Raw genomic sequence first — 9,260 nt, 5'->3', positions numbered from 1 at the left:
AGGAGCGCCTGATCAAAATTGAGGGGCGGCGTCCCACCCGGCGCGAGGGCGGTAACGACAACCGGTGGGTGCTGCTCGACTACCTGGACGTGGTGGTTCACGTGCAGCACTCCGAGGAGCGCAGCTTGTACGCGCTGGAGCGGCTGTGGAAGGACTGCCCCCGAATCGAGCTGGGGCTGAACGGGCTGGCCGGCTAGGAGGCGGGCCTGCCGGCGCCCCGGCTCTCGGCGGCCGCGGCACGCCCGCGTCCCTGGGCGCCAATTGGCCCCCACGCTGGGCATTATCGATCCGTGCGGCCCGATAATGTACGCCGCGGGGGCTTCGAGCGTGCATTATCCGTCCCTGGGGCCCGATAATGCACGACCCGCTCGGCCAGCCCTCGATCCCGGCCCCCGACGCCCACTGCGAAAGATCACGCAGCGTAGTCGCTGACTGCTCCTCCGCAGTGATGCAGGCGGGGCGGTCTCCCGAATTGGCCCAGGGCGGGCCGATCTCCCGCATTGACCCAGGACGGGCCGCTCGGCGCGGCGCACGCAGCGCTCACTGCGGCGTCCGCGCGGCAACTCGCGGTTTTGCATGTCTCGGCGGTTGCGCTAATCTAACGAGGTCGTCGCGCAGGCGGGGACATCCTTCGGGGGCTATGGCGCAGTTGGTAGCGCGCTTCCATGGCATGGAAGAGGTCAGGGGTTCGAATCCCCTTAGCTCCACCCAAACAGCAAACCCCAATTCGGGACCACCGGGCACGCCTCCAGAGTCCAGTCAAACGGTTAGGAGCACTTTCACCGCGCGGCGCTGGTCCATGGCCTGGTAGACCTCGGCGGCACGGTCGAGCGGTAGCACAAGGTCGAAGACCTTACCCGGATCGATCTCGCGGCGCCAGATGAGGTCGATCAGGCGCGGCAGGTACTGGCGCACCGGGGCGGGGCCACCGTGCAGATGTATCCCGGCATTGAACAGTTCGCGGCCGGGGATCACCACATCGTGGCTGACACCAATTGTCCGGCCCGGCCTGGGCGGCGGTCGCGGTGAACCATCCGGTGCCCAGCACGTCGGAGGCGGCCATCAGCGATGGGTGGCGCTGTCTGCCGACGATGTCGCCGACCTCAATGCCCTGGTGCAGCGGATCGGGGTCAGCGGCGACCGGTACGGCGCGGTGCACATGGGTTACGTCAACCGCTGACGTCCAGATCGTCAGCGCGGGCGGTCAGGACGGCTCGGTCGCCTGCATCGCCTGGCCGGACGCCGCCTACGGCGCACTCGGCGCAGCTCCCGGCGATCTTGATCGAACCTTGGCTGCGTGAGGCCAGACGCTTGACACTGGCCGATCAGACTGGGGATCGGTCGCGCAGCGGCGCGGCCCTTTCGCTCGACGATGGGAGTCGACAGTGTGGCCTGAGCTGTTTTCCGTGTTCGGTGTCGGAGTGCAGTCCTACGGAGTCAGCAAGGCCCTGGCGCTGCTGGTCGGCGCATACCTACTCGGCCGGGCCTTCGATCGCATCGGCTATCCCAAGGTCGAGGCGCTTGGTGGCCTCTTCGAAAAGTGCCTCCGGTTCGAGCCACATCGACGGATAGTCGCCTGACCAACGCTGCACGCCCTCGCTGTCGATGAGGACGAAACCATGTCCCGGCAGGCCCTCGTGCATGCCCTTCCCGAGGACGTCATAGGCCGCCGAGACCGTCCCATCGTCAAGCAGGTATGGGGTGGTCACGCCGAAGTACTGCAGGTCAGGGACGATCTGTTCGGCGGTGTTCATGACGATCGGCAGGACGCGGATGCCGGCCTCCTCGAACCCGGCGAACTTCTCGATCTCCGCCATCTGCACGGTGCAGGAGGCGCAGCCGGCGCCTTCGTTGAAGTAGAGGATGACCGGATCACCTCGCAATGCGCTAAGGGTGACGGTCTGGCCGTCGGTTGTCGGGAGGGTGAAGTCCGGGGCCTCGACGTCGCTGGCGCCTTCGACCGGTCTCGCCGACCAGAGCCCATACCCGGTGAGAGCGAGGATCACCACGAGCAGCAGTGTGCCCAGGGTACGCCCGATCTTACGGTTGCGTTTGCTTCGCATCTCGAGCGCCTGCTGCTCGGCACGCAGCCGCGCGCGTGCAGAAAGGCCATCGGGGTGGTGCTTTGTCTGAGTCATCTGGTTCCTTCGGGGGTCGCGGCGCCGGTCGGCACCTCGGCGTCCTGGGCGGCGGGGGCATCGCTGCAGCAGTCGTGGGCGGTTCCGCCAACTGGAGAGGCCGCCTCTTGGTCGCGGGTGGTGCGGTCGGCCCCCCGGCGGTGGGTAGTGCGATCGCGCAGAGTGACCAGGACGAACACCGCGACGAGAGCGAGCAGCGCCAAGCCCAGCAAGAACTCTGGGATGGGGGCGGTGACCGCGAGCAGCCAGGCGAAGACCTCACTGAGCCAGGCGCCCATGCCGACCAGGGGGGTGCTGGCCCCAGTCATGTCAGTGGCACCGGCCTGGAAGATGACCGCCACACCCATAACCACGAAGCCGAGGGCCACCAAAATGTTGACGGAATTGGTCGCGATGGTGAAGTGCCCGAGCTGAAACCGAACGGGCCTGACGCGTAGCAGGCCCCGGATGGCATCAGGCCGCTTGTCCCACAACAATGCCGTCACGAACAGTGGGATGACCATGCCGAAGACGTAGGCGAGCCCCAGTACCAGCCCGCCGATCACGGAGCCCGAAAGCGCGGACAGCGTCATCACGCCCGCCAGCACAGGAGCGCAGCAACTGGAGGCAATACCAGAGAAGACGCCGAGGCTGAAGAAAGTGGCAGTGTCGCCGCGAGCAGGGTCGGGGCTCCGCAGGATCGATGGCATGGACCACATTGCCCCGGAGAGGGCCAGTATCCCGAGCCCGATCATCACAAGCCCGCCGGCCCAGTAGAGAACGACATGGTACTTGGCGATGGCTCCCGCGATGAGGCTCACCCCCATCGTGATCGGCACCAGCACCAACGCCAGTCCGGCCGTGAAGACGAACGTCAGCGGCAGCAGGCGCCAGCGGTGATTCTTCGCGGCGGCGGCGAGATAGCTGGGCGCGAGGAAAACGATGCAGCATGGTGCGAACAGGGCCACCCCGCCGGCGAGGAAGGCGGCGAGGACGCCACCAGCACTGAGCAGATCTGCGCCCACGTCAGCGCGATTCCAGTTGCTGGACGAGTCGCGCCAGCTTGCCGCGCGGCAGCCGACCGTCGTGGAAGTACCGGTCGTTGAGCAACAGGAGCGGGAACGTGCCCGGACGGTGCTTTGCGATCAGCTCCTGGCCAAGGGCTGATTCCGCAGGGACGATCGAGAGGTGCAGCAGGCCGCGGGTTTCGAGCTGGCCGAGGCGGTCGCGGGCGTCCTCGCAGAAGTGGCAGCCGGGCGCGGTGACCAACGTCATCCCGGCCCCGATGGTCGGGTAGCCGGTGGCGCTTGGGGGTTTCTCATTCACCGTTCCAGACTCACCCGGGCACGTTCAGGCTTCCTTCAGCCCGGGTCAAGATTTGGCCAAGGAACGCCAGCCCCGCAGGCGCCGAGGTGGGAGGGGAGTGGCGTCCGGCGATAATGGTCGCATGGCAGGCACCGCACCGGCGAAGGCGCTGATCATCGACGACGAGCAGCCGCTCGCGGGCATCGTCGCCTCCTACCTTCGTAAGGCGCAGTTCGAGACCACCGAGGCCTACGAGGGCCCTCTCGGGGTGCGCCTCGCCCGGGAGGTTGACCCCGAGGTGGTGATTCTCGACCTCGGGCTGCCGGGTATGGACGGCGTGGAGGTGTGCCGTCGGATCCGGACGTTCTCCGACTGCTACATCATCATGTTGACCGCGCGCGTCGACGAGATGGACAAGGTGATCGGTTTGTCCGTCGGAGCAGACGACTACCTCACCAAACCGTTCAGCCCGCGGGAACTCGTTGCCAGAGTGCAGGCGATGTTGCGCCGCCCCCGCCGTGGCACCCAGTATCCAGCCACTGAGGCCGCTCGGGATTTCGGTCGGCTGCGGGTCGACCCCGGCGGCCGGGACGCGTGGTTGGGCGGCGAGCCTGTCATCCTGACCCGTACCGAGTTCGACATCCTGGACGTCCTCTCGTCGCGCCCGAACCTTGCCCTGAGCCGCCGCCAGATCATCGACGAGGTGTGGGGCCCGGGCTGGGTGGGTGACGAACACGTCGTCGACGTCCACGTCGCCAACTTGCGCAAGAAGCTCGATGATCCCCCTGGCGAGCCGCGATACATCCTGACCGTACGCGGGGTGGGTTACCGGATGGGGCAGGGATGACGGATGTGGCCCGGCCCCGGGGCCTTACCTGGGGGAAGCGCACCTTTCTGGCGTTCGCGCTCGTCGTCGCGGTCAGCGTGTCGTCGGCTGCGCTGGTCGCGCTCATCGTGGGGCCGCCGCTGTTTCACGAGCATCTACTGGAGCTTGATCGCCCGCAGGGCACGGCTGAGATGGCGCACATCGAGCAGGCCTTCTTCGACGCGGGGGTCCGCTCCCTCGGAGCGGGTCTCGCCGTCGCGCTGGCGCTGGCGACCGTGCTTGTCTGGTGGGAGACGCGGCGGCTGCGTCGCCCCCTCGACGAACTGACGTCGGCAGCCAGACGTCTTGGGTCGGGCGATTACCAGGCGCGGGTGCCGATAGGAACGGCCGGCCCCGAGTTCGACGCGGTCGGGGAGGCCTTCAACAGCATGGCCGGACGACTCGACGCGACGGAGGAGAACCGGCGACGGCTGCTTTCCGACGTCGCTCACGAGCTGCGCACCCCGCTGTCCACTCTGACCGCCGAGTTGGAGGCCATCGGCGACGGGCTCATCCCCTGGGATCACGAGAGCCATGACCTGCTGGTCCAGCAGGCTGCGAGACTCCAGCGGATCGCGAACGACCTCAACGACGTCTCCCACGCCGAAGAAGGCCGGTTCCAGCTCGACCGTCGCCCGGTGCCGGTCGCAGAACTCGTCCACCAGGCGGTGGCGACGTTCCGGCCTCGTTACGCCGCGAAGGGTGTCGAGCTCACGGCGGACTCGGAGCGCTGCGTCGTCGTCGCCGACCCCCAACGGGTGGGCCAGATCATGGAGAACCTGCTCGAGAACGCTCTTCGGCACACCCCCGCCGGTGGGATGGTCAAGGTCGACGCGCAGTCAGCGAGGGGCGAGGTGACAATCTCGGTGACGGACACCGGAGACGGCCTTACCGGCGATCAGCTCGACCGGGTATTCGACCGGTTCTACCGCACAGATACCTCGCGGGCCCGTGACGTCGGCGGCTCAGGCATCGGCCTCACGATCTCCCGAAGCCTGGCGCAGGCGCACGGGGGATCGCTCACCGCCACCAGCCCCGGGCCGGGCCGCGGATCGACCTTCATCCTGGTCCTGCCCAGCCCGGCGTAGGCGCTGCCCGCGGTGCACGAGCCCGAAGCGAGCCGACCTGAGATTCTGCAGGGGCCAGCTGGTCGGGGACTGGACTGTCGGGCTCAGACGACCTCGATGCTGGCCATCATGCCGGCGTCCTCGTGGTCGAGGATGTGGCAGTGGTAGACGCTGCGTCCCGGGTGGCTGGTGAAGTCGACCAGAACGCGCACCCTGCTCCGGGCGGGGACGTTTACCACATCGCGCCGGGTAGGCTCGCCGATCTCTTGCCCGGCTGCCTCGATGAGCTGCATCGGCCACACGTGCAGGTGGAAGGGATGGTCCATCGGGGTCGGGTTGCTGATCAGCCACTCCTCCACCGTCCCCACGCTCACCTGCTGGTCGGTCCGGGTGGCGTCGAAGACGCGGCCGTCGAACCCGAATTCCATCATGTTCCGGCCGGCGCCCATCATCGTCCCCATGGTCATGGTGAAGGTGATCTCCCGCTGCCCGGCGATCGGCCGGTCGCGCAGATCCGGTACCGCCGGAAGGTCCGGCGCGACCCCCGGGGCGGCCGCCTCGTCCCCGGTGACGGCCAGGGTCGCCAGGGTGCCGGGTCCCGACAACTCAGCGCCGCCCATCATTCCCATCCCGCCACGATCGTGACCCAGCGTGCGCAACTCGCTGATGCCGCCGCGCATGGTCACCAGCAGGTCGGCGCGGTTACCGGGGGCCAGTAGTACCTCCTGGACCTCACGGTGGGCTGTTTCACGGCCGCCGTCGATACCGAGCAGTTCCAGCCGCTGTCCGCCCAGTGCCAAGCGCAGGTAACGGGAGGTGCACGCGTTGATCACCCGCCACCGTTCCCGCTGTCCGGGCCGCGCCGTCAGCTGCGGCTGGTGCTGGCCGTTGACCAGCACCAGCTCACCTTCACGGCCCAGCATCACCTCCTGGTCACTGACCGGGGCGATCTGGCTGTCGTCAGTCAGCGAGATGTCCGAGATGACCAGCACCCGGTCACGGCTGACCGGTACCTGATCGCCGTCAACGATCAACGCCCCGTACAGACCGCCGAACAGTTGATCGGCCACCGTGCCGTGCCGATGCGGGTGATACCAGAAGACCCCGGGCGGGTGGTCGGCGGGCAACTCGAAGCGGTAGTCGAAGTCCTGGCCGGGCTCGATGGAGACGAACGGGTTGTCCCCGTTGCCCTGGGGGGAAACCGCCAGCCCATGGGTGTGCAGGTTGGTCGGTGTGCCCAGTTCGTTGCGGAGTCGCACTTCAATGCTGTCCCCTGGGCGTACCCACCAGCTTGGGCCCGGAACCGTACCGTTGTAGGTCAACACCCGGGCCTGCCGCCCTGCAATGCTCGTCACGGTTTGGGCGGCGACCAACTCCACTCGCAGCACCCCGTCCTGGCTACGGAGCACCTCCGGCTCCACCAGCGACTCGCCGCCGGCAGACCCGCCAACATCCTCAGTCGCAGGGGCCGGCGAGGCGATCCAGGGCAGGCCCGTTCGCGACAGGCCCAGGCCACCGACCAGGACGCCGGCACCGCCGAGCATCCCGAACCCGATCGCCTCGCGCCGGGTGATTGGCCTCACGCCTCAGGTCTCCTGGCCGTCGTCCAGTCGGCGGCGCCGCTCGTCGTAGTCGGCGCTGTCGATCTCCCCGCGGGCGTACCGCTCGTCGAGCAACTCGCGGGCACGACTGCGACCAGACGGGTGGGCGAGGGGCCGCTGATCGCGGCCGCTGAGCAGCCTGACCAGAACCACCACCAGCACGACAAGTCCAACGATCAGCAGGGCGAGAAACAGCCAGCCCCAGACCATCCCCCACGGACCCATGTGGTCTCCGTTCCAACCCATAGTCCACCTCCACAAGACGTGTCCGCCAGCCGCCACCGAAGGCCGACCCTGCACCCACCCGGTGACTGCCGTGACGGATCGAAGTCAGGTTCAACCCGGGGAATCAGTCAGCCCGGCGACATCAGCCGGCGTCCGGTGCGCTCGCGACGACCTCACAAACGAGTGAACCAGACACGCCCGGCGGGAATCCCGCTCGTCCCTTCATCTTCACCGAAACTTCATCACTTTCCGGGGATTCTCCAGCCGCGACACCGTAGCGTCATAAGCACACCCGCAGCGCCGCGCCCGCGTCCGCGTGGCGTCCAACGACCCTGGGAGCCCCAATGAGGACCACTGAGATGATGTCCGCCCACCCGGCCGGGATCGACCTCGACCGAGACCTGCTCGCCCGCACAGTCGACAGCCTGATGGCGTGCGCCCAGGCGTGTACCGCCTGCGCTGATGCCTGCCTAAGCGAGGAGATGGTCGCCGAGTTACGCAAGTGCATCCGCACCGACCTGGACTGCGCTGACATCTGCGCTGCCACCGCCCGCGTGCTGTCGCGGCACACCGGATACGACGCCAATCTCACCCGCGCGCAACTCCAGGCGTGCGTCCAGGCGTGCCGGTCGTGCGGGGACGAGTGTGAGGCGCACGCCCACCACCACGAGCACTGCCGCATCTGCGCCGAAGCCTGCCGGGCCTGCGAACAGGCCTGCAACGAACTGCTCGCCGTGATCGGCTAGCACCCTGCCGACGAGGCCCCCAGGGCAGACGAGCCCCCAGGCATCAGCGCGACGTGAAAGGGGGGCCCGCACGGCGGCATCGAAGCCGCCGCGGCGCCTTCCCCGTGAGGCTGGAACCACCCAAGGAACCGTTCGAACATGAGGAGGACAATGTCCTACACACACACCATCACTGTCGACCTCTCCTATTCGGAGGCAGTCGAACGCACCCGTCAAGCGCTCGCAGCGCAGGGGTTCGGCGTCCTCACCGAGATCGACATCCGGGCTACGTTCGAGAAGAAGCTCGGCGCCGAGGCCGCCCAGGCGGTCGGCGACTATGTGATTCTCGGCGCCTGCAATCCCGGTCTGGCCAGCCGCGCCCTCGCCGCCGAACCAGAGATCGGAGCGCTACTGCCCTGCAACGTGGTCGTCCGGCGGGCGGCCGGCGACACCGCCACGACCGTGGAGGCGATAGATCCGCAGACAATGGTCAAGCTGGGCGGCAGCCAGCAGGTGGGCGAAGTCGCCGATGACGCCGACACCAGGTTGCGGGCCGCCCTACAGGCCATCACCGACAGTTCGCGCAGCTGAAATCGAGTCTCGGCTGAAGCCCCGCCGTTGGGCCCTGGCGTCGTTGGGACGCCAGGGCTCACACCTGTTCCAGCATCCGCCGCATTTCGGCGATCTCTGCCTGCTGGTCATCGATGATCTTCCCGGCAAGTTCGAGGGCTTCGGGATTGCGACCATCAACGAGCTGATCCTCAGCCATGGCCACTGCGCCCTCGTGGTGCGCGATCATCAGTTCCAGGAATCGTCGGTCGAAGTCGGCGCCGGACAGGTCTTCGAGTTCGTTCATTGCCTCCTGCTGGCTCATTCCATCCATGTCCATGCCGCCATGGTCCTCCATGCCCGGCATCGGCGTGGTGTCCTCACCCCAGCTCTCCAACCAGTTGGTCATCATTTCGATCTCGGGCCCCTGGGCGGCCGCGATGTTCTCGGCGAGGTCGCGGACCTCCTGCGACTCGGCCTTCCGCACCGCCAAGTTGGCCATCTCGATGGCCCCTTCGTGGTGAACGATCATCGCCTGCGCGAAAGTGGTGTCGGCGTCGTTGTGGTTCCGCTCGGCCTGCGCCGAGCCGGTCGGAGCGCTGGCCTGGGGTGTGGTTTGTTGTTGGCTGACCGGGCTCGTGGTGGTGGAGTCAGCGGGCTGTTCGGTTCCTCCGCAGGCAGCCAGAGCGAAGGGGAGGGTGAGCGAACAGGCTCCAAGGGCCAGGCGAGCGGTTGTCTTCATGAGTTTCCCCAATCGGTAATCGTTGCCCCGAGTAAACACAGGTTCCTGCGCAGGTGATCCCCTC

The 9,260-nt window shown here is 67.5% G+C and carries 12 protein-coding genes and 1 tRNA gene; 6 read left to right on the top strand and 7 right to left on the bottom strand.

What is annotated here, in order from left to right:
* The coding region (locus WBL05_RS08545) for an RsfS/YbeB/iojap family protein (RefSeq protein WP_424225227.1) at window positions 1–197 on the top strand (197 nt) is incomplete at its 5' end.
* A 437-nt stretch (window positions 198–634) separates the two neighbouring features.
* Window positions 635–707 (top strand) — tRNA-Ala (locus WBL05_RS08540).
* Between the two features lie 52 nt (window positions 708–759).
* Here WBL05_RS08540 and WBL05_RS08535 read toward each other — a convergent pair.
* From WBL05_RS08535 to WBL05_RS08520, 4 genes are all read right to left on the bottom strand, one after another.
* Window positions 760–975 (bottom strand): hypothetical protein, encoded by a 216-nt coding sequence (locus WBL05_RS08535; protein WP_424225226.1) that lies wholly within the window; start codon window positions 973–975, stop codon window positions 760–762.
* Window positions 976–1,472: 497 nt separating this feature from the next.
* On the bottom strand, window positions 1,473–2,138 hold the full coding sequence (locus WBL05_RS08530; RefSeq protein WP_424225224.1) for a redoxin domain-containing protein: 666 nt from the start codon (window positions 2,136–2,138) through the stop codon (window positions 1,473–1,475).
* Window positions 2,135–3,142 carry a cytochrome c biogenesis CcdA family protein gene (locus WBL05_RS08525; RefSeq protein ID WP_424225223.1) on the bottom strand — a complete coding sequence of 336 codons (1,008 nt, stop codon included), beginning with the start codon at window positions 3,140–3,142 and terminating at the stop codon, window positions 2,135–2,137. Before WBL05_RS08525 ends, WBL05_RS08530 begins: the two co-directional genes overlap by 4 nt.
* Window position 3,143: 1 nt before the next feature.
* Window positions 3,144–3,443, bottom strand: coding sequence for a hypothetical protein (locus WBL05_RS08520; protein WP_424225221.1), 300 nt, complete (start codon window positions 3,441–3,443; stop codon window positions 3,144–3,146).
* A gap of 121 nt (window positions 3,444–3,564) precedes the next feature.
* Here WBL05_RS08520 and WBL05_RS08515 point away from each other — a divergent pair, with 121 nt between their 5' ends.
* Both WBL05_RS08515 and WBL05_RS08510 read left to right on the top strand, forming a co-directional pair.
* On the top strand, window positions 3,565–4,269 hold the full coding sequence (locus WBL05_RS08515; protein ID WP_424225220.1) for a response regulator transcription factor: 705 nt from the start codon (window positions 3,565–3,567) through the stop codon (window positions 4,267–4,269).
* Complete coding sequence (locus tag WBL05_RS08510; RefSeq protein WP_424225218.1) at window positions 4,266–5,375, top strand: sensor histidine kinase; 1,110 nt, start codon at window positions 4,266–4,268, stop codon at window positions 5,373–5,375. Before WBL05_RS08515 ends, WBL05_RS08510 begins: the two co-directional genes overlap by 4 nt.
* An 83-nt stretch (window positions 5,376–5,458) precedes the next feature.
* Here WBL05_RS08510 and WBL05_RS08505 read toward each other — a convergent pair whose 3' ends face one another.
* The gene (locus tag WBL05_RS08505) at window positions 5,459–6,937 is read right to left on the bottom strand and encodes a multicopper oxidase family protein (RefSeq protein ID WP_424225217.1); all 1,479 of its coding nucleotides are present in this window, start codon (window positions 6,935–6,937) and stop codon (window positions 5,459–5,461) included.
* Window positions 6,938–6,940: 3 nt separating this feature from the next.
* Window positions 6,941–7,201 carry a hypothetical protein gene (locus WBL05_RS08500; RefSeq protein ID WP_424225216.1) on the bottom strand — a complete coding sequence of 87 codons (261 nt, stop codon included), beginning with the start codon at window positions 7,199–7,201 and terminating at the stop codon, window positions 6,941–6,943.
* Between the two features lie 323 nt (window positions 7,202–7,524).
* On the opposite strand from WBL05_RS08500, the gene WBL05_RS08495 reads away from it, so the two are divergent.
* Window positions 7,525–7,926 carry a four-helix bundle copper-binding protein gene (locus WBL05_RS08495; protein WP_424225214.1) on the top strand — a complete coding sequence of 134 codons (402 nt, stop codon included), beginning with the start codon at window positions 7,525–7,527 and terminating at the stop codon, window positions 7,924–7,926.
* Between the two features lie 150 nt (window positions 7,927–8,076).
* Complete coding sequence (locus tag WBL05_RS08490; RefSeq protein WP_424225213.1) at window positions 8,077–8,496, top strand: DUF302 domain-containing protein; 420 nt, start codon at window positions 8,077–8,079, stop codon at window positions 8,494–8,496.
* Window positions 8,497–8,554: 58 nt separating this feature from the next.
* On the opposite strand, the gene WBL05_RS08485 is transcribed toward WBL05_RS08490, so the two are convergent.
* Entirely contained in the window at window positions 8,555–9,196 is a 642-nt protein-coding gene (locus WBL05_RS08485) for a DUF305 domain-containing protein (protein WP_424225211.1), read from the bottom strand.
* Between the last annotated feature and the right edge of the window lie 64 nt (window positions 9,197–9,260).

The sequence above is a fragment of the Brooklawnia sp. genome (genome assembly GCF_049651565.1).
Classification (GTDB): Bacteria; Actinomycetota; Actinomycetes; order Propionibacteriales; family Propionibacteriaceae; genus Brooklawnia.
The sequence above is the reverse complement of the archived record's forward strand: the minus strand, read 5'-3'. Positions and strand labels throughout refer to the sequence as shown.

Excerpts from the sequence above, each read along its gene's own strand:
- WBL05_RS08530 (WP_424225224.1), bottom strand. The coding sequence starts at position 2,138 with ATGACTCAGACAAAGCACCACCCCGATGGCCTTTCTGCACGCGCGCGG.
- WBL05_RS08515 (WP_424225220.1), top strand. The coding sequence starts at position 3,565 with ATGGCAGGCACCGCACCGGCGAAGGCGCTGATCATCGACGACGAGCAG.
- WBL05_RS08510 (WP_424225218.1), top strand. The coding sequence starts at position 4,266 with ATGACGGATGTGGCCCGGCCCCGGGGCCTTACCTGGGGGAAGCGCACC.
- WBL05_RS08495 (WP_424225214.1), top strand. The coding sequence starts at position 7,525 with ATGAGGACCACTGAGATGATGTCCGCCCACCCGGCCGGGATCGACCTC.
- WBL05_RS08500 (WP_424225216.1), bottom strand. The coding sequence starts at position 7,201 with ATGGGTTGGAACGGAGACCACATGGGTCCGTGGGGGATGGTCTGGGGC.
- WBL05_RS08485 (WP_424225211.1), bottom strand. The coding sequence starts at position 9,196 with ATGAAGACAACCGCTCGCCTGGCCCTTGGAGCCTGTTCGCTCACCCTC.
- WBL05_RS08490 (WP_424225213.1), top strand. The coding sequence starts at position 8,077 with ATGTCCTACACACACACCATCACTGTCGACCTCTCCTATTCGGAGGCA.